The sequence below is a fragment of the Pseudoclavibacter sp. CFCC 11306 genome (genome assembly GCF_008831235.1).
Taxonomy (GTDB): Bacteria; Actinomycetota; Actinomycetes; order Actinomycetales; family Microbacteriaceae; genus Pseudoclavibacter_A.
The window spans coordinates 375,751-393,505 of the sequence record NZ_WBKF01000002.1 but is presented as its reverse complement, the minus strand read 5'-3'; the positions used below and the strand labels follow the sequence as shown (position 1 = coordinate 393,505).

The window sequence follows — 17,755 nt, the reverse complement described above, 5'->3', positions numbered from 1 at the left end:
ATGGGCGTTCAGAGCCTCGAACGCGGACTCGCTCTGCTGGCAGCGATCGCAGAGCACCGACGTGGTGCCTCGCTCCGAGACCTCTGTGCTGACACAGGCATCCCCCATTCCACGGCGCACCGCGCCCTGATGACTTTGGTCGAGGCGGGCTTCGTCAGCTACTCGGCCCAACATCGTCTCTATCACATCGGCCATGTCCTGACCGACATCGCCGAGAAGAGCAGCACGAACTCGGCCATCACCCCGCAGCCGGTCATCGAAACGAGCGAGCAGACGGGTGAGACCGTCTTCGTCTGCGAATGGAGCGCACGAGAGGCCGTCTGCGTCGCGCTGGCCCGATCACGGCATCCTCTGCAGCTCTTCGTACGCATCGGTCAGGTGATGCCGGTGTATGCAGCAGCATCGGCTCGCATGCTGCTCGCCTGGCAGCCGCAGTCGGAACAGGCCGCGATTCTCTCCACACTGACGACGACCCGTTTCACCAGCGACACCGTGACATCGCCCGCGCAGCTCGCAACTCGTCTCACGACGATCCGTGAACAAGGCTATGACATCTGCGATTCCGAACTCGATGACGGCATCTGGGCAGTCGCCTACCCCGTACATGACGCCGCCGGCAGGGTTCGATCGTCGGTGACAGTGGCAGTTCCCGTTCAGCGCGTACGCTCGATCGCCGCACAGCGCCATCTGCAGCAGCTCGTCTCTCACTGTGCAGCCCAGCTCTCGTCCGAACTGGGCTGGGAGTCGAACAGCCTCGTCTGAGTGGCACCGGTCGCTGCGTACGGCGCCACATCCGGCTGATCTGCACCGCTTCAGCACAACTGTTACCTGCTGTTCACAGCGTTTCGTCGAGGTTACAGCGACCGCACAGTGATTCGTTGCGGAGCTGTCATCCCGCACAGCGGACCCTTATGATTCAGCCGTGTTACCTCCAAGACGACGCTGCGAAAGCTGATTTCCGCGCAGTGCTGAGGCGCCCGACATGCCGCTTACGATTGCCTTTCAGCACAGCTCCCAGAGGTCGAAGGCAGTGGTCAGATGGAAGACACACCCGTGATGCGCTCACGACTCGCGCCACACGCGCTGCGTCTCAGCACGCCGATCATGCCTGCATCAGGGTGCTTCGGCCCCGAACTGGCAGACGTCGTCGACGCTTCTGTCTTCGGCGCGGTCGTGACCAAGACGATCTTCGTGCAGCGCCGTGGGGGGAACCCGGAGCCGCGGGTGCACGACGCTGGAAACGGCATGCTGAACGCGGTCGGCATTCCCAGCCCAGGCAGTGCACATTTCATCGACTCAGTACTGCCGAGCTACCGAACCATGAACTCCACGGTGATCGTGAGTCTCGGCGGCACGGGAGCCGATGACTACGCTGCAATGCTCCAGCTGCTCGAAGGAGTCGACCACAGCGGCATCACCGCCTACGAGGTGAACCTCTCGTGCCCCAATCTCGATCACCGCCTCGGAATCGTCGGCGCGACTCCCGCAGGAGTCGACTCGGTCATGAGTCGACTGCGCCCGCTGACCGACCGCCCTCTCATCGCCAAGCTCACACCGGCCACCGCTTCGATCGCGGAGACCGCACAGGCAGCAGAGCGTGCCGGCGCTGACGCCGTCACGGTGTGCAACAGCTTTCCGGCCATGGGTATCGATGTCCACAGCCGTTGCCCTGTCCTGGGCAACGTCACCGGCGGCCTCTCGGGGCCTGCAGTGAAACCGCTCGCACTGAAGCTGGTCTACGATGCTGCGTCGGCAATCGACATTCCGGTGATCGGATGCGGCGGGATCGGCAGCGTTGACGACGTATTGGCATTCCTCATCGCCGGTGCGACCTCGGTGCAGATCGGCACCGCTCTCTTCGCACGCCCCACAGCGATCAACGAGATCGTTGCCGCGCTGCCCGCTGCGCTGCAGAAGTGCGGCGCCAGAACGTCAGACGACCTCATCGGCACACTCCGCCGCAGATGAAACCTCACACCATCCACCCCACCAGATTCCACAGAGGAGTTCTCATGGCAGCCACCGCACAACAGACCGCCGCACCACAACAAGATGATCTCGCCGCACGAAAGTACGAGCGTCGGGCGATCTTCTCATCAGCGCTCGGGCACAGCCTCGACGGCCTAGACCTGCTGATCCTCGGATTCGCAATGTCTGGCATCATCTCGACGTTCGGCGTCTCACAGACCGTCGCCGGGAGCCTCACGACCATCACGCTGTTCGGCGCGTTGGTCGGAGGTCTGCTGTTCGGCGTTCTCTCGGACCGTCTGGGGCGCGTCAAAGTACTGACGTACTCCGTGATCTTCTTCGCCGTGTTCACCGGGCTCACCGCACTCGCACCGAGCTTTGAGGTCGTGGCGCTCTTCCGGTTCCTGGCCGGCGTGGGCATAGGCGCCGAATTCGGCATCGGCATGACGCTCGCCGCCGAAGCTGCCCGGCCCGGGCACCGTGCACGTGCAACATCGTGGGTCGGGATCGGGTTCCAATGCGGCGTCTTGGTCGCCGCATTGATCTCGGCACCGATCATCGCTGCATTCGGATGGCGCGGGCTCTTTGCCGTGGGCGTGATTCCAGCAGTCATCGCCATCGTCATTCGGCTGACTCTGCCGGAATCCCGTGTTTTTCTCGAGAACGCCGACAAAGCGCAGAAATCGTCAGGCAAAGCCAGCAGTCGCATCCTCGCCCTGTTCTCGAACCGCCGCATTGCGACCACCTCGATCGCGATGATCATTCTGACCACCGTGCAGAACTTCGGTTACTTCGGCATTATGACTTGGCTCCCCAGCTACCTGAGCAAGCAGCGCCAGCTGTCTCTGACTTCGACGGGAGTATGGACGGCTGTGACCGTGCTCGGCATGATGCTCGGCATCGTGGTCTTCGGGCAGATCGCGGACCGCATCGGACGCCGACCAGCATTCTGGACGTTTCAAGTGGGTGCCGCAGTCAGCGTGCTCGTCTACAGCCAGCTCACGACTGAGACCAGCCTGCTCATCGGCGGTTTCGTCATGGGTATGTTCGCCAACGGCATGCTCGGCGGCTACGGCGCACTGCTCGCCGAACTCTACCCCACCAGAATCCGAGCCACGGCTCAGAACGTGCTCTACAACACCGGGCGGTTCATCGGCGGCGGTCTCGGCCCCATCGTGATCGCAGCGCTCGCCACCGACCACGGGTTCGCCTACGCTCTGGCGCTGCTTCCGCTGATCTATCTGATCGCATTCGTGACGATGTTCCTCGTTCCCGATCAGAAGGGCAAGGCGCTCGAGAATGCCTGAGAAACGAGACCACTGCCCTGCCAGCGATGCCCGCGAGCTCTCGAACCTGCAGACTCATGACGCACGCTGGCGCAGCGATCTGCTCATCGACATCAGATCAGAGGTCTCAGACCCGACAGCTGAGAGCCAGTGGTTCAGCGCTCTCTGTCGCCCGACTCTGTTGCGGCGGATCGCAGCCGAGATCAGTTCGAGACTGCCGAACGACACCACCTTTCTGCGAGTGGACGACCAGGCCGTCAGCCTCATGATCGGAGTCGCCGTAGCACTGCACTCCGGGCTGAGGCTGGTCTCCGACACGACTGCGGATGCTCCCCGCGGGTCAGGAGAGCGGGCTGCCGTGATCGGACTCATCGCAACGAGCGCCACGGATTCGGGCGAGTCTGGGCAATTTGACGGAATCTATGTCGTCGGGGCGGAGCACGCGCTGTTCTCCCCGGTCGAGATCGTCGGTCGCGCGGACACCAGGAGAGAGGAAGACGTATGACTGAGCAGAACCTTCAGGCTGCCGATGCAGCAGAGCGCACTGTGGCCTGGGTGGATGACCTCATCGACCGTTTCGCCTCGCTGAGCGAAACGCACGGCAGCGATGGCGTCACGCGCCTCGGATACACCCCGCTCGAACGTCGGGCGCACCAAGTCTTCGCCACGTTCATGTCTGATCTGGGTCTGTCTGTGCACAGCGACACGGCGGGAAACACCATCGCCGAGCTTGCGGGCGACGGACGGTGCGACGGCATAGGCACCGGCTCCCACCTCGATTCGGTTCCTCACGGAGGGAGGTTCGACGGCATCGTCGGTGTGGTCGCGGCGATGCTATGCGCGCAGACCCTCACCTCCAGTGGATATCAGCCAAGACATCCGCTGCGCTTCGTCGTCTTCGCGAACGAGGAGGGCGCACGGTTCGGTCAGGCGTGCAACGGCTCACGGCTCGCAGCCGGCACCACTGACGCCGAGGCACTCGGCGAGCTGCGCGACCGCGACGGCATCAGCGTACTCGAGGCCATGCACTCGGTTGGCCTGGACCCTGAACGCCTCAACGATGCCCGGTGGCGCCGAGAGGACTGGGACTCATTCGTCGAGGTGCACATCGAGCAGGGCAGCGTACTGGCAGACGGGGCTGACGACATCGGCATCGTCGACACCATCTCAGGCAGCACTCGGCTGCGCCTCACTGTGCACGGCGTCGCCTCTCATTCGGGAGGCACCCCCATGCTCGCGCGCCATGATGCCTTGGTCAGCGCCTCGGCGATCGTGCTCGCTGCAAACGCACTCGCCCGCGACCCCGAGCACTTCGGCACCCGAATCACCATCGGACGCATCGTGGCCTCGCCGAACTCGATGACGACGATTCCAGGGGAGGTGACTCTCGATGTCGACATCCGCGACGTCGATACCGACCGTCAGCGGCAGACGGCACTCGCGCTGATCGCCAAGGCGAAGGAGCTCGCCCTCCTGCACGAGACGTCGCTCGACGCTCATCTCATCGCAGACACCGCCCCGACATTGCTGTCTCACCGACTCGTCGAGCTCGCGTCACACGAGACCGATCGACTGGGCATGGTGCATCGTGTGCTCCCCAGTGGGGCAAGTCATGACACGCAGCAGATCAGTCACGTCTGTGAGACGGGAATGCTGTTCGTGCCAAGTCGACACGGAGGAGTCTCGCATTCCCCCGACGAGTTTTCGCGCACAGATGACATCGCTCGCGGCGTACAGGTTCTCACCGGTCTCGTCAAAGCACTTGACCTCACCGACCGGCAGCCGAGATCGTGAACGAGCAGTACCGTCTGAGGGCGCTGCCCGGGTGGCCGAGCGAAGTGCTGCTGGGCGACCGGCTCGTGCCTGTGCGCCATCAGCAGCTCACGCCGCAGTACCGCTTGATTACGCTGCACACGCCGAAGCTTGCGCGGGCAGGACGACCGGGACAGTTTCTCATGGTCACGCCATGGGACGCCAACGGCAGACAGCTCACCGTTCTTCCTCGGCCCATGGCGATTTCGGCTGCGGACGCCTCGTCTGGTCTCGTCGACTTCATCTATCGCATCGTCGGTGAGGGCACCCGTCTCATGGCAGAAGAGGCTCATTCGATCTCTGTCACGGGACCGCTGGGTCGCGGCTACGATCTGCCCCGAGCAGGACGCATTCTGATGCTCGGCCGAGGTGTCGGCATGCCGTCGCTCGCCTTCGCCGCCGACCGGCTCGTCGATGATGGCGTCGATGTGCGTCTGATCTCGAGCAGCAGGGATCCTCAATCATCGCTGGCGGTAGCCGAAGTCGTCGGCGACGCCCTGAGCAGCACGGTCCGTGTGTTCGATTCCGACGGCACAAGCGATCCCCGGCGACTCGAACGCTGTCTGATCGAGCAGTTCGACACCGAGCCCCCACAGACGATCCTGGTCTGCGGTTCGCGTCGTCTGACCTGTTTGGCGGTGCGTCTGGGGCAGCGTTGGAACGTCACTGTGCAGGTCTCTGTCGAGCAGAAGATGGCCTGTGGCATGGGCTACTGCCACGGATGCGTGCTCGACGCGCGCGCTGGCTGCGACGGTGACTTGGTCTGTCTGCAGGGCCCGGTCTTCACAGCGACAGCCGCCACGGAGCTCTTCGCACAGGTACCGTCGAGCCGACCCGAAGCGCGTTTGTAGACTGTTCACATGCAGGTATCGCCCGACGCCGTCTCGGTGGAAGCTGTGCGCAGCCACGCAGGCCTGCGTGCGGTGGCCGTGCTGCCGTTGCTGCCCACACTGTGGCTCGGCATGATCTTGGCGATCTCGTTCGTCGAGGCTCCGCTGAAGTTCCAAGCACCGGGCATCACGATCCCGCTCGGTCTGGGCATCGGGCGTCTGGTATTCACCGCGCTGAACATCGTCGAGATCGCCCTCGCCCTCGCGACGGTCGTCACGCTGCTGGTTGCCCGCCGCTCGTCGGCGGTCCATGAGTCGCGTGCCGGAGGGCTCACCTGGTCGCTGGTCGCCGCCGTAAGCGTGCTCCTGCTCAAAGTGGTCTGGGTGCGCCCGCTGCTCAACGCCCGCAGCGACGTCATCGTCGCCGGCGGCGATCCCGGCCCCTCCCCGCTGCACAGCGCCTACGTCGTACTCGAGTGCCTGCAGGTCGCCGCCCTGATCGTCGTGATCGTCTTCGCGGTGCGCCTGCTGCTCGATGCTGCTCGTGCGCACGCACTGACCGCCCGAGACACGAACTCGTCACCCGCAGCTGACGCTGCACCCCGAGATAGAGAAGAGACCACCCGATGACGCAGGATTCCACACAGTCGCACCAAGGCATCCCCCGAACCACGTCTGCCGTGCTGATCACCGACGTGCGCCCGTACGGCGAGCAGCCGCGTGACCTGCTCATCGACGGGCCGGTCATCGCCGGCGTCTTCGACACCCGCCTGCGCCCGCTCGTGCTGCAGCATGCGCAGCCGGCTCGGGTCATCGCGGGGCACGGCCTCGTCGTGGTGCCCGCGTTCGTCGACCTGCACGTGCACCTGCGAGAGCCGGGCGGCAGCGATCAAGAGACGATCGCGACCGGTCTGGCCGCGGCTGCCGCCGGCGGGTTCTCGGATGTCTTCGCGATGGCGAACACCACCCCGGTGACCGACACTCCCGAGCGGGTGCAGTGGATGCGCGAGCAGGCCGAGCAGACGTCGCGCGTGCGTGCGCATCCGGTGGGCTCGATCACGATCGGGCTGGCCGGCGAGCGCGTCTCACCCATCGAAGAGCTGGCAGATGCCGGGGTCACCCTGTTCTCTGACGACGGCAAGTGCGTCGACGACGCCGGTCTCATGCAGGACGCTCTGCAGCGCACTGGAGCCTTGGGCCTGACCGTCGCGCAGCATGCGCAGTCGCATGCTCTCGCCGGCTCGGGGCAGCTGAACGCAGGCTTCGCCGCCGAGCGCACCGGACTCGCTCCGTGGCCGGTGAGCGGCGAGGCTGCGATCGTCGCCCGCGACTCGGTGCTCGCCGCTGAGACCGGCGGACACCTGCATGTGTGCCACGTGTCGACGCGACGCACGGTCGAGGTCGTTCGTGCGGCCAAGGCGAACGGCTGGCCGGTGTCGACCGAGGTGACTCCGCATCATCTGCTGCTGACCGACGAGCTCTCGGCACTGGCTTCTCCGACGTTCAAGGTGAACCCGCCGCTGCGCTCAGCCGACGACGTATACGCACTGCGCGCGGCGCTGACCGACGGCGTGATCGAGACGATCGGCACCGACCATGCCCCGCACACAGTCGCCAGCAAGTCGTGCGGATGGTCGCAGGCGGCGTTCGGCATGACCGGGCTCGAGACGGCGCTGCCCGTGGTGGCCAGCGTGACCGCGGTCGACGGTGTGGTCGACTGGCGCATGATCACCCGCATCATGCACGATCGGCCTGCTGCGATCGGCAGTCTGCCCGAGGTTGCGAACAGCGCCGTGCGCGCCGGAGACCCAGCAACGCTGGTGTTCGTCGACGAGCAGCAGGAGCAGACCGTCGACGGTGCCTCGCAGCACACGAAGGGACTCAACACGCCGTTCCAGGGCGTGACCTTCGGCCACCAGGTGGTGGCCACGCTCATCGACGGCGAGCAGGTGCACGGCTCGCTGATCTGAGCAGGTCGTCGAGCCAGCAGGGTTTCACCAGCGAACTCAGTACTCCGAGAATCGGTTGTAGCCCGGGATCGGAAAGCAGGCGGTGAACCCTGCAATACTCAGCCAATGAGTGTCATTGTGGATGAACATGTTGAGCGACATGCCATTCTCGTGCTTCATGTAAAGGTTCGTCGTGCCGCCAGCGGTCTCGTCCCATTCCAGCTTCCACTCGGGGCGCGCACCCCACTCCTGCTCGACCTGGTGCACATGTGCCCACAGATCAGTCTCTGGCGTGACCTTCGTATCACTCGTGCTCGGCCAGCTGAACAGGGTCTCTTCTTCGTTGCATTTGAAGACCGTTCGCTTACGATCCGGCGACCCTGTGTGCTCCACGATCGAGCCCTCCGGAAGCAGCGCAAGAATCTCATTGCGGTGATCGAACAAACTGGTCTTCGCAGCTTCGAGATTGGGAAACGCCTCAACGGCGCGCTTCTTCGGGGTGACACAGGCGCTCAGCAGCAGCCCGGCTGTCAGCATCATCGTCAGAAGCATCCTCGGCAGGACCTGCCTCGTCACGTGGCGCCGCTGGCCACCGATACTGCTCAGCGTCGTCGATACACGCGTCATTGTGGCCTTCTTCCGAGAATGTCGTCACGCATCGCACCCAGCGCCCTCTCGTTCTCATCTGGCCCCTTGGCAATGCGATTGTGCTGTTCGATCGCAGAGTCGCCCTCAACCTCGGGGAAGAACCGGTGCGCGAAAAAGTCCGAGGCACTGGCCGTCTGGTAGGGCAGCCTCGCTCCGCTTGGCGAGAGGCTTTCGCTCGCGTCGCTGACTCGGTCGATAACCCTGATCGCATCGCCCTCGTAGTTGTAGCTGAAGTACGAGGTTCCGCCGGCCGCAGTCCACGACTGCGGCGCGTAGGCCCCGCCGATGCCCAACACGGTATGGCGATGGGCCCCGTGCGTCTCGGCGGCCAGCTGTATGGTGTGCCCAGCGCTGTGACCGATGCCCACCCGTCTGGCGTCTGCGAGGTTCGGCTGAGCGCCGATCTGCCGTTCGAATTCCGCCACCCGACTGCCGAGATCTGAGAGATAACGCTCGTTGGTATTGGCCCGCTCCCCTGCCCAGCTGGGCCACGGACCGTCTTTGTACACGAACGCCACGGCGTTGCCGTCCGACGTTTCGTTCAGATCTCGAACGAGGTAGTTCGCCACCTGCTGAGTCTCGTTGCGGTAGAAGCCGTGCAGATCGGCCCCGGTGCCAGGCAGGTAGGTCATGACGTGAGTCGCCGGTCGGCTGATGTCGCCGATGACCTCGACAAGCCTGTCGTTGCGCGGATCGAAGACGACCAGCTGTCGTTCGCCAGAGACGATGCCGCGCAGATAGTCGAGCTGTTCCTGCGAGCGCGGCAGCATCATCGCGCAGTCCCCATTGGTCGCTTCGCCCTGTGGGCAGCGCTGCTCCCACTGCCTGTGCGACTCCTCTGCATCGTGCAGCACGTCTTCGGCACTGCGACGGTTGGCCGCGATCCGGTCGACGAACGGCACGCCGGCCAGACCGCCGACGAACCACGACGCACCTGTGATCAGCTCGGCACGCGTGCTCTCGTCGAGCTGCGCCCAGAACGCGCCGACTGCGGCCGGGTCGTGCTGCACCTGCTGCAGATAGGCCTGTGCCGAGACCGGGTCAGCCGCCCAGCCGTGCAGACCCCGCATGGCGACCAGCGCACCGTCATAGCCGGTGCCCGAGCACTGCGCTGGCAGCGACAGCCCGTTCGCTCGGGCGCACATCTCGGTGTTCACCTCGCTGCGTCGACTCTGCAGCCGCTGCCACGCCGCGATCAGACGGTCAACCTCGCCCTCCAGCGCTCGCCAGCGGCTCAGCACCCGCTCGGCCTCTGCTGCCCGACCCGCCCGACGCTGCAGCTCCGCATCGGCCATCTCTGCGCCGGGCTGCGCCAGCCGATCGACGCCGGCCGCCGAAGGAGCCCGCCAGTCGGTCGTCACCATCTGGGTGAACCCGCCGCTCGCAATCAGCTCGTGGCGGCACCGTGCAATCCGCTGCAGCAGATCTGCCGCCTCGCTGCGTACTCGCTCGGCCTGCAGATCGAGCTCAGAGACCTCACCGGCGTACCAGTGCAGCTGCGTGGAACTCTGCTGTGCCGTCTCGCTGAGCGATACCGCCAACTGCTGCGGTCGGGCCAGCAGCTGCTCGGCTCGATCGCAGGCCGCCGCCTGCTGCTCTGCGAAAGCCGAGCGTGACTGGACGATCGCGGCATGCACCTGCAGCACGCCGTCGGTCTGCCGGGCGAGGTGGGTTCCGAGTCCGTGGATCGACTCGGGCTCGCCTCGTCCGGGATGATCGCCGGTGAGCACGCTCTCGACGCTCGCCATCACTCCCCCGCTCCGGCGCGCAGCGCATCGGCTGAGAGACCGAGATGCTGATCGGCTGCAGTGACCGATGTCGAGATGGCGTGAGCCGCGGCAGCACCGAGCTCGCACCCCTCGATGAGCACCCGAGCCGCGGCTGCGAGCGCGCAGCCCACCTGTGACATGGCCGCCTGCACACCGGCATCGCCGTAGTCGAGCCCTTCTGCCGTCTGCACTCGGCTCAGGCTCTCGAGCGCAGCCGTCGCCTGCGCGGCGCTCAGCGTGCTGCCGACGTCGTGCAGCACTTCATGACTCAGTTCGAGTGTCGTCGACATGCTCGCTCCCGCCCCTCGCAGCTCATCGGTGTCGCTCAGCCGATGCGCGAGGCGAGTTCTTGGTCGACCTGCTGCAGCGCTGACGCCGTCTGCCGCAGATACTGGCCGAGATCGGCGAGGCCTTCCATCGCACGCTGCGACCCGGTCACGAACTGCTCGGTCGCCGTGTTGAACTTGCCGGACGCATGCTGCGTGACGAAGCCTCCGCTGACCAGCTCGGCGATCTGCGACCGTGCCCGGTCGAGCTCGCCAATGATCGTCTGCTTCTGCGACTCCAGCCGCGCTGCCGCGCCCTGCAGTTCGTCGTATGAGACCGAGATGCTCGAACCTGCCATGATGACCCTCCTGATGATCAGTGCCGACGCCGGGTGGCGTCGTTCGTGATCAGCACGTTACGAGGGTCTCAGCTCACCGACGATGGCGTCGGCATGCCTGTGGATAAGTCTGTGCACAGCTCAGGCTGTGCACAGTTCCAAAGCCCGCAAAATCGCCAGCGTCAGCGCTCGGCACGGCGCTGCAGCGCCAGATCGTAGAGAGCCTTACGGCTCACTCCGGTGCGTTCGGCGACCTCGGCCGACGCCTCTTTCAGCCGACGCCCTTCGGCGACCAGCGCGAGCACGGCATCCACATGGTCGTCGGGCGACTCGATGCGAGCCGGCGCACCGGCGATCACGATGACCACTTCGCCGCGCACGCCTTCGGCAGCCCACTCGGCCAGATGCCCGAGCGAGCCGCGCTCGGTGTGCTCGAAGCGCTTGGTCAGCTCGCGGCTCACGCTCGCGGCCCGATCGGCGCCGAAGACCTCGATCATGCTCGCCAGCGCCTCGGCGACGCGGTGCGGCGACTCGTAGAAGATCATGGTGCGCTGCTCATCGGCGAGCGCCCGCCACAGCCTGGTGCGCTCCCCCGGTCGACGCGGCACGAAACCTTCGAAGCTGAACCGATCGGTGGGCAGGCCTGAGACTGCGAGCGCCGTCAGCACCGCCGTCGGCCCGGGCACCGACGTCACGGTGACGCCGGCCTCGCGGGCCGCGGCGCCCAGCTGAAAGCCGGGGTCGCTGATCGTCGGCATGCCTGCATCGGTCACGACCACCACGTCGTGGTCGCGGGCGAGGTCGAGCAGCTCGTCGATGCGTTCGCGTTCGTTGTACTCGTGCATGCTGATCATGCGCGGGCGGTTCTCGATGCCCAGTACGTCGAAGAGGTGCAGCGTGTTGCGGGTGTCTTCGGCCGCGACGATCTCGGCGTTCTCGAGCAGCTCGATGAGTCGAGGCGAGGCGTCGCCCGCGTTGCCGATGGGGGTTCCGGCCAGAATGATCATCGTGTCTCCTCAGTGTGTTCGCGGGCTGCGGATGCGCCGCCCGCCTGGCGTGAGACGTGCTCACCGGCGGCCGACGCACGCTGGTCTTCGATGCGCAGACCCGCCACGGCAGCGGCGAGACCGCGGCGGTCGCGCGTCGCCCAGACGCCGATCAGGCTCGCGATCGCAAAGACCCAGGCCGCGGGCAGCAGCCACGCCCGCCAGCCGTCGGCGCTCTCACCGGACGCTCCGCTGATCGTGCCCGACACCGAAGCCGCATCGAGCATGGCGAGCAGCCCGAACCCGCCCGAACCGGCCACGAAACGCAGGCCGCGCGCGAGCCACGCAGGTCGTGCATCCGCCGGCCTGCTGCGCAGCAGCACCGCCCACTCGCCGAACGTGCGACCGCGCCAGACCACGAACACGAGCTGCACGGTCAACGGCACGCACCAGATCAGCCAGGTCACACGCGGGTCGGCCGCCAGCGTCTCGGCGCGGCCGCTGCCCGGCCACAGCCCGGCGACGACCATGAAGAACATCAGCGACAGGCCCTGCGGGGCCAGAAACACCAGGGTCGCATCGCAGAGCATGCCGGTCAGGCGGCGAAGTGCGGTGACCGGCGTCGGCGCGGTGCGGTCTGACTGTGCTCCGCGACTGATGAAGGGGATGGCCGCCAGCGACCCGATGATCGCACCCAGCGTGTTCGTGGTCAGGTCGTCGACGTCGAAGACCCGATAGGCGCACGGATAGAGCCCCCAGACCCCCGTGAGCTGGGTGAGCTCTATGAGCAGCGAGACGCCGAGCCCGCCGATGGCTGCGACGACGACGCCCGCACTGTGGCGCACACGCAGCAGCACGCCGAGCGGCACGAAGAGCGCCACATTGAGCGCGAGCTGCCAGACGACCATGCTGCGCATCAGCCCGCCGACCGACGGCCCGCTCGCCAGCAGATGGCGCAGGTCGTGGCCGAGGCTCAGCTGCACGCCGCGACACACGTATTGCCCGCTCGACGGCAGCGGCAGCAGCGTGTAGCAGACCAGAGCGGCCAGGTACACCGCGGTGATCAGCCACCCGCCGACCCACCAGCCGTCAGCGCTGCCGCGACGACGGTAGCTGACGATGACGAAGGGCACGAAGAGCACGAATGCGACCAGCGTGCCGAGCACGACGGCGAGCACGGCGAGGCCCGGCTGCAGCACAGAGCTCATCGGATGCGCCTCGACTCTTGGTCTGCACCGCTGCGGCGAGCCGCGAGGCCGTCGACGAGCAGGTCGACGCCGAACGCGAAGTCACCGGGCACGCTGTCGACCACCATCGCGCCGAAGGCGTCCAGGTCGGCTGCGGCGAACGCGCCGTCGCCGATGCGATGGTCGACACGCGGTGCTGCGGGCACATCGAGGCCCAGCTCGCCTGCCTGGTCACGCTGCTGTTCGTGCTGGGTCGAACCGAGCACGAAGTGCAGCAGAGCCGCGGCGCTGGCCTGGGCCGTCTGGTCGTCGAAGCCGCCGTCGCGAACGCTCTTCTCGAGGTGGCGCATAGGGATGCCGTGGCCGAGACCCAGCGCGACGGTGCTCGCGACGATCTCAGCGCCGTCTCGGTGATCGAGCAGTGCGCAGCGCAGCCAGAGAGCCTCGGCGCGCAGGGCGCTCGTCCACCCGGGGCGAGCCTGCACGAACGCCGTGCGCAGCTGGTCGCGTTCGGGGCGGTCGCGAGTGATCCAGTCGCTGACGGCGGCCAGCAGACTCTGCTTGTTCTCGAAGTGCCAGTACAGGGCACTGGGCTGCACACCCAGAGTGGTGGCCAGTCGTCGCATGGTCAGATCGGGCAGCCCGCTGTGGTCGAGCAGCTGCACTGCCGCAGCGATGACGTCGTCACGGCTGTGACGTGCGCCACGACGCTCCCGCTGCTCGGCGCCTGTGCGCTCGTTGTCGACATCCACAAAACGAGTGTAGCGGCGTCGTACCGACCGAACAGTGTTCAGGTGAACGCCGTTCAGGTAATGTGATGAGCGGTCGCCACCGGCTCGACGGCCGCCCTTGACACTCGACAGGGGTCGTTCTCAGTGAAGGAGCAGACACGATGTACACCTCGCCCACCCAGCCGACGCACACCAGGTCGGCCGTCAGCGACGCATCCACGAAGACCCCGGCGACGACGCACCGAGGCTTCGACAACCGCGACATCGCCCGCATCGCGGTGTTCGCTGCTCTGATCGCCGCCTTCGGCCTGGTGGGGCCCATCCCCGTGCCGGGGCTCGTGCCGATCACCGCGCAGACCCTGGGGGTGATGCTGGCCGGCACGGTGCTGGGCGGCCGACGCGGCACCCTCGCCGTGGTCGTGCTGCTGCTGCTCGTGCTGATCGGCCTGCCGCTGCTGAGTGGCGGGCGCGGCGGCCCAGCGGCGTTCATGGGCCCGTCGGCCGGCTATCTCTTCGGATGGATCGCCGGAGCCTTCGTCGCCGGTGCGATCACCCATGCCGGCCGCAGAATCGTCTGGTGGCGAACCCTGCTCGGCGCCGTCGTCGGCGGCATCTTCGTGGTGTACCTCTTCGGCATCCCGGTGACCTCGATGGTCGCCGGCCTGCCGCTGTCACAGGCTCTTGTCTCGTCGTTCGCCTTTCTGCCCGGTGACGCGATCAAAGCCGTTCTGGCCACTCTGATCACCACGGGACTCTGGAAGGCGTACCCACAGGCCTTCCCGGCGCGCATGCAGCTGGCCGGCAAGTAGGCTCGACATCATGACCTCCGAGGTGCTCTGATGGATGCTGCCGAGATTCGGCTCGACGCGCTCTGCGTCGACGCGGGCGGCACGCGCATCATCGACGAGGTGAGTCTCGAGGTCGCCGTGCGTCGGCTTGCGGTGATCGGGGCCAACGGGTCTGGCAAGTCGACGCTGCTGCGTGTGCTCGACGGCCTGATGCGTCCCAGCGCGGGCGCGGTGCGGGTTCTCGGGCTCGACCCGGTGCGCGAGGCGAAAGCACTGCGCCGTCAGGTCGGCTTCGTGTTCACCAACCCCGACACGCAGATCGTGATGCCCACCGTGCGCGAAGACCTCGCCTTCTCGCTGCGCGGGCTCAGGCTGCCGCGCGACGAGGTGCGGGCGCGGGTCGACGCCTGGCTCGACCGCTACGAGCTGCTCGATCGCGCCGACGTGCCGGCGCACAGCCTCTCGGGCGGGCAGAAGCAGACCCTCGCGATCGCTGCCGTGCTCATTCGCGAGCCCCGTCTCGTGCTTGCCGACGAGCCGACCACGATGCTCGATCTGGGCAACGCCCGACGCATCAGCCGTCTGCTCGTCGACGAGCTGCCCGGCCCCGTGGTCATCGCCACGCACGACCTCGCCCTCGCACGCCGCTGCGACCTGGCGATCCGGTTCGAGGCCGGCCGCATCATCCGCGTGGGAGACCCGGCCGAGGTCGTCGACGAATACGAGCGAGCGTTCGCGTGATCTCGCAGTACGTTCCCGGCGACAGCACGATGCACCGCCTGCCCGCGGGCCTCAAGCTGCTGGTGCTTTTGTCGATCGCGCTGATCGTCTCGCTGCTGCCTGCAGTGTGGTGGGCGTCAGCCGGACTGCTGGTCGTGACCGTGGCACTCTACGCGCTGGCCGGGCCGGTGCTGCGCAGGCTGCCTGCGCAGTTCTGGATGGCCAAGTGGATCATCGTGTTCTTCGGCCTGCTGATTCTGATCTTTCAGGGGCCGATGCCCGCGCTCGTGCAGACGACGCGCTTCGTCACGCTGATCGTGCTCGCCGGGCTCATCACCCTGACCACGACGACGACCGCAATGCTCGACGCGCTGACCCGGGCGATGGGTCCGCTGCGGTTCGTCGGCATCTCCCCAGAACGGGTGGCGCTCACGCTCTCACTGGCGATCAACGCCGTGCCCGTCGTCTCGGGGCTCTCGCACAGCATCCGCGAAGCCCAGATCGCGCGCGGCACGCCGCCGAGCATCCGCGCCTACGTGCTGCCGCTCCTGGTCATGACGCTGAAGTACTCGGACGACCTCGCCGACGCGCTGACCGCACGAGGCGTCGGATGAGCGACTGATCGACTCACAGGTCGGTCGACTGGCACGACCGTAGAATGGCTTGGTGTCCTCCACCACTCCTGCTCACGACGCTCAGCGAGGGCAGCAGCACACCCTGCGTCACGCCACCTGGCACGAGCCGGTGGCCCACTGGTTCGGCACACAGAGCCCACTGCCGATCTGGCTGAGTCTCAAAGTGCTCGGTCCGGCCGCAGTCACCCTGCTCGCCGCGGTGCTGCGCCTCTGGAATCTCGGCTGGCCAGACACACTCGTCTTCGACGAGACCTACTACGTCAAAGACGCCTGGACGCTCGGCGCTCGCGGCAATGAGGCGCGTTGGCCTGAGTCGCCGAATCCGGCGTTCGAAGCCGGCGATGTGAACTCGTTTCTCGGCGGCGACGGCGCCTTCGTGGTGCACCCGCCGCTCGGCAAGTGGATGATGTGGCTGGGCATGCTGGCGGGGCCTGAACATGCCTGGGCATGGCGGCTGTCGACGGCGATCGCCGGCATCCTCACGGTGCTGCTGGTCTGCGTCGTGACTCAGCGGATGTTCCACAGCGCCGCACTGTCGACCTTCGCTGGCGGCCTGCTCGCGATCGACGGCCTCGCCATCACGATGAGCCGCACGGGACTGCTCGACGTGTTCATCGGGCTGTTCGTGCTCGCCGCATTCTGGATGCTGCTCATCGACCGCAGCCGGCACCGCCGGATGCTCGCCGAACGGCTGCACGAACGCGGGTCGATGGGGGTGGTCTGGTGGCGCCCCTGGCTGTTCGCAGCCGCGGTGTTCCTCGGCTGCGCGACCAGTGTGAAGTGGTCGGGCGTCTACTTCGCCGTCGCCTTCGGCCTCTACACCGTCGTCGACGACCTGCTCGCCAGGCGGCGGCTCGCTCGGGCCGCGGGCAGCATCCCTATGACGGCGACCTCGGGGCATCACGCGCACCGACAGACATTCTGGGCGCGGGCCTGGCCGCTGCAGTCGCTCGCTCAGGCCGGGGTCGGCCTCGTCACCGTGCTGCCCACCGTCTTACTGGTGTATCTCGCCTCGTGGACGGGCTGGTTCGTCACCTCGAACGGCTGGGGACGCCACTGGGCCGAGTCGAATCCGGCTGAGGGGTGGCTCGCGGTCGTACCCGACGCGCTGCGGTCGTTCGGGCAGTATCACGCGGTCGCCTACCGATTCCACACGGGGCTCGACAGCCCGCACCCCTGGGCGTCGAGTCCGCTGAGCTGGCCGATCATGCTCAAGCCCACGCTGTTCTGGCGCACCATCAACGATCCGGGTGAGAACGGCTGCCTGCATGACTCCGGGTGCGTGAGCACGATCTCATCGGTCGCCAACCCACTGCTCTGGTGGGTCGCGCACCTCGCAGTGCTCACGCTGATCGTCTTCGTGATCGTTCGGGTGCTGCGTCGCTCGACTGCGCGGCGGCCCTGGCGTGTGATGTCGCCCGCGAGCGATATCACCTGGCAGGCCGTCGCGGTTCTGTTCGGCTTCGCCGGAGGCTACCTGCCCTGGCTGATGTACCTGCACCGCACGGTGTTCTTCTTCTATGCGGTGGCGTGGCAGCCGTTCCTGATTCTCGCGGTGGTCGCCGTCGTGCGGATGCTGGTGCCGCCCCCGCAGGACAACTCCGGCGCCGCGGTGGCGCGTCGGGTCTGGGCACGACCCGTCGTGGCGGGGTTCGTCGTTCTGGTCGTCGCTGTCTCGGCATTCTTCTATCCCCTCTGGACGGGGATGGACGTCTCGCGCACGTTCTGGTCGTTGCACGCGTGGCTCCCGCACAGCTGGCTGTGACGCTGTGTGTTGAACGGCCACTCCCCGCGCTGAGCCGACGTGCGAAAACGCGCACGGACGATCAGACTCCGTTCAGG

19 protein-coding genes are annotated in these 17,755 nt (G+C 66.6%); 12 read left to right on the top strand and 7 right to left on the bottom strand.

What is annotated here, in order from left to right; genetic code table 11:
• The 8 genes from F8O09_RS08665 (at window position 1) to F8O09_RS08630 (ending at window position 7,866) form a co-directional block, all read left to right on the top strand.
• Window positions 1-762 carry an IclR family transcriptional regulator gene (locus F8O09_RS08665; protein ID WP_158054944.1) on the top strand — a complete coding sequence of 254 codons (762 nt, stop codon included), beginning with the start codon at window positions 1-3 and terminating at the stop codon, window positions 760-762.
• Between the two features lie 276 nt (window positions 763-1,038).
• Window positions 1,039-1,968, top strand: coding sequence for a dihydroorotate dehydrogenase (locus tag F8O09_RS08660; RefSeq protein ID WP_158054942.1), 930 nt, complete (start codon window positions 1,039-1,041; stop codon window positions 1,966-1,968).
• A 44-nt stretch (window positions 1,969-2,012) separates the two neighbouring features.
• Window positions 2,013-3,275, top strand: coding sequence for an MFS transporter (locus F8O09_RS08655; RefSeq protein WP_158054941.1), 1,263 nt, complete (start codon window positions 2,013-2,015; stop codon window positions 3,273-3,275).
• Window positions 3,268-3,759, top strand: coding sequence for a hypothetical protein (locus tag F8O09_RS08650; protein WP_158054939.1), 492 nt, complete (start codon window positions 3,268-3,270; stop codon window positions 3,757-3,759). The genes F8O09_RS08655 and F8O09_RS08650 overlap by 8 nt, the downstream gene beginning before the upstream one ends.
• The gene (locus tag F8O09_RS08645; RefSeq protein WP_158054937.1) at window positions 3,756-5,048 is read left to right on the top strand and encodes a Zn-dependent hydrolase; all 1,293 of its coding nucleotides are present in this window, start codon (window positions 3,756-3,758) and stop codon (window positions 5,046-5,048) included. The genes F8O09_RS08650 and F8O09_RS08645 overlap by 4 nt, the downstream gene beginning before the upstream one ends.
• Window positions 5,045-5,917, top strand: coding sequence for a dihydroorotate oxidase electron transfer subunit (locus F8O09_RS08640; protein ID WP_158054935.1), 873 nt, complete (start codon window positions 5,045-5,047; stop codon window positions 5,915-5,917). The genes F8O09_RS08645 and F8O09_RS08640 overlap by 4 nt, the downstream gene beginning before the upstream one ends.
• A gap of 9 nt (window positions 5,918-5,926) precedes the next feature.
• Complete coding sequence (locus tag F8O09_RS10570) at window positions 5,927-6,526, top strand: hypothetical protein (protein ID WP_225732958.1); 600 nt, start codon at window positions 5,927-5,929, stop codon at window positions 6,524-6,526.
• Complete coding sequence (locus F8O09_RS08630) at window positions 6,523-7,866, top strand: dihydroorotase (RefSeq protein WP_158054933.1); 1,344 nt, start codon at window positions 6,523-6,525, stop codon at window positions 7,864-7,866. The genes F8O09_RS10570 and F8O09_RS08630 overlap by 4 nt, the downstream gene beginning before the upstream one ends.
• A gap of 36 nt (window positions 7,867-7,902) precedes the next feature.
• Here the strand turns inward: F8O09_RS08630 and F8O09_RS08625 are convergent, their stop codons facing one another.
• From F8O09_RS08625 to F8O09_RS08595, 7 genes are all read right to left on the bottom strand, one after another.
• Complete coding sequence (locus tag F8O09_RS08625; RefSeq protein WP_158054931.1) at window positions 7,903-8,385, bottom strand: hypothetical protein; 483 nt, start codon at window positions 8,383-8,385, stop codon at window positions 7,903-7,905.
• An 83-nt stretch (window positions 8,386-8,468) separates the two neighbouring features.
• Window positions 8,469-10,241: a hypothetical protein gene (locus tag F8O09_RS08620; protein WP_158054929.1), complete on the bottom strand. Its 1,773-nt coding sequence runs from the start codon at window positions 10,239-10,241 to the stop codon at window positions 8,469-8,471.
• A complete protein-coding gene (locus tag F8O09_RS08615; protein WP_158054927.1) occupies window positions 10,241-10,552 on the bottom strand; it encodes a hypothetical protein in 312 nt (103 codons plus the stop codon). Before F8O09_RS08615 ends, F8O09_RS08620 begins: the two co-directional genes overlap by 1 nt.
• Before the next feature lie 35 nt (window positions 10,553-10,587).
• Complete coding sequence (locus F8O09_RS08610) at window positions 10,588-10,887, bottom strand: WXG100 family type VII secretion target (RefSeq protein ID WP_158030179.1); 300 nt, start codon at window positions 10,885-10,887, stop codon at window positions 10,588-10,590.
• A gap of 161 nt (window positions 10,888-11,048) precedes the next feature.
• Window positions 11,049-11,873 carry a 16S rRNA (cytidine(1402)-2'-O)-methyltransferase gene (gene rsmI, locus F8O09_RS08605; RefSeq protein WP_158054925.1) on the bottom strand — a complete coding sequence of 275 codons (825 nt, stop codon included), beginning with the start codon at window positions 11,871-11,873 and terminating at the stop codon, window positions 11,049-11,051.
• Window positions 11,870-13,060 carry a VanZ family protein gene (locus F8O09_RS08600; RefSeq protein ID WP_158054924.1) on the bottom strand — a complete coding sequence of 397 codons (1,191 nt, stop codon included), beginning with the start codon at window positions 13,058-13,060 and terminating at the stop codon, window positions 11,870-11,872. Before F8O09_RS08600 ends, rsmI begins: the two co-directional genes overlap by 4 nt.
• A complete protein-coding gene (locus F8O09_RS08595; protein WP_225732957.1) occupies window positions 13,057-13,791 on the bottom strand; it encodes a TetR family transcriptional regulator in 735 nt (244 codons plus the stop codon). Before F8O09_RS08595 ends, F8O09_RS08600 begins: the two co-directional genes overlap by 4 nt.
• Window positions 13,792-13,931: 140 nt before the next feature.
• Between F8O09_RS08595 and F8O09_RS08590 the strand changes: the two genes are divergently transcribed.
• The 4 genes from F8O09_RS08590 to F8O09_RS08575 are packed head-to-tail and all read left to right on the top strand — an operon-like array spanning window position 13,932 to window position 17,678.
• Window positions 13,932-14,579 (top strand): biotin transporter BioY, encoded by a 648-nt coding sequence (locus tag F8O09_RS08590; RefSeq protein WP_158054922.1) that lies wholly within the window; start codon window positions 13,932-13,934, stop codon window positions 14,577-14,579.
• 30 nt (window positions 14,580-14,609) lie between these two features.
• Window positions 14,610-15,299 carry an energy-coupling factor ABC transporter ATP-binding protein gene (locus tag F8O09_RS08585; protein WP_158037193.1) on the top strand — a complete coding sequence of 230 codons (690 nt, stop codon included), beginning with the start codon at window positions 14,610-14,612 and terminating at the stop codon, window positions 15,297-15,299.
• Window positions 15,296-15,892: an energy-coupling factor transporter transmembrane component T family protein gene (locus tag F8O09_RS08580; protein WP_158054921.1), complete on the top strand. Its 597-nt coding sequence runs from the start codon at window positions 15,296-15,298 to the stop codon at window positions 15,890-15,892. The genes F8O09_RS08585 and F8O09_RS08580 overlap by 4 nt, the downstream gene beginning before the upstream one ends.
• Before the next feature lie 52 nt (window positions 15,893-15,944).
• Entirely contained in the window at window positions 15,945-17,678 is a 1,734-nt protein-coding gene (locus F8O09_RS08575) for a dolichyl-phosphate-mannose--protein mannosyltransferase (RefSeq protein WP_192497631.1), read from the top strand.
• Window positions 17,679-17,755 lie beyond the last annotated feature (77 nt).

What these genes read in the sequence shown, in the direction of transcription:
- F8O09_RS08590 (WP_158054922.1), top strand. Translation starts at nt 13,932, where the DNA reads ATGTACACCTCGCCCACCCAGCCGACGCACACCAGGTCGGCCGTCAGC.
- F8O09_RS08625 (WP_158054931.1), bottom strand. Translation starts at nt 8,385, where the DNA reads ATGATGCTGACAGCCGGGCTGCTGCTGAGCGCCTGTGTCACCCCGAAG.
- rsmI (WP_158054925.1), bottom strand. Translation starts at nt 11,873, where the DNA reads ATGATCATTCTGGCCGGAACCCCCATCGGCAACGCGGGCGACGCCTCG.
- F8O09_RS08600 (WP_158054924.1), bottom strand. Translation starts at nt 13,060, where the DNA reads ATGAGCTCTGTGCTGCAGCCGGGCCTCGCCGTGCTCGCCGTCGTGCTC.
- F8O09_RS08665 (WP_158054944.1), top strand. Translation starts at nt 1, where the DNA reads ATGGGCGTTCAGAGCCTCGAACGCGGACTCGCTCTGCTGGCAGCGATC.
- F8O09_RS08615 (WP_158054927.1), bottom strand. Translation starts at nt 10,552, where the DNA reads ATGTCGACGACACTCGAACTGAGTCATGAAGTGCTGCACGACGTCGGC.
- F8O09_RS08610 (WP_158030179.1), bottom strand. Translation starts at nt 10,887, where the DNA reads ATGGCAGGTTCGAGCATCTCGGTCTCATACGACGAACTGCAGGGCGCG.
- F8O09_RS10570 (WP_225732958.1), top strand. Translation starts at nt 5,927, where the DNA reads ATGCAGGTATCGCCCGACGCCGTCTCGGTGGAAGCTGTGCGCAGCCAC.
- F8O09_RS08650 (WP_158054939.1), top strand. Translation starts at nt 3,268, where the DNA reads ATGCCTGAGAAACGAGACCACTGCCCTGCCAGCGATGCCCGCGAGCTC.
- F8O09_RS08655 (WP_158054941.1), top strand. Translation starts at nt 2,013, where the DNA reads ATGGCAGCCACCGCACAACAGACCGCCGCACCACAACAAGATGATCTC.
- F8O09_RS08585 (WP_158037193.1), top strand. Translation starts at nt 14,610, where the DNA reads ATGGATGCTGCCGAGATTCGGCTCGACGCGCTCTGCGTCGACGCGGGC.
- F8O09_RS08645 (WP_158054937.1), top strand. Translation starts at nt 3,756, where the DNA reads ATGACTGAGCAGAACCTTCAGGCTGCCGATGCAGCAGAGCGCACTGTG.
- F8O09_RS08620 (WP_158054929.1), bottom strand. Translation starts at nt 10,241, where the DNA reads ATGGCGAGCGTCGAGAGCGTGCTCACCGGCGATCATCCCGGACGAGGC.
- F8O09_RS08630 (WP_158054933.1), top strand. Translation starts at nt 6,523, where the DNA reads ATGACGCAGGATTCCACACAGTCGCACCAAGGCATCCCCCGAACCACG.
- F8O09_RS08660 (WP_158054942.1), top strand. Translation starts at nt 1,039, where the DNA reads ATGGAAGACACACCCGTGATGCGCTCACGACTCGCGCCACACGCGCTG.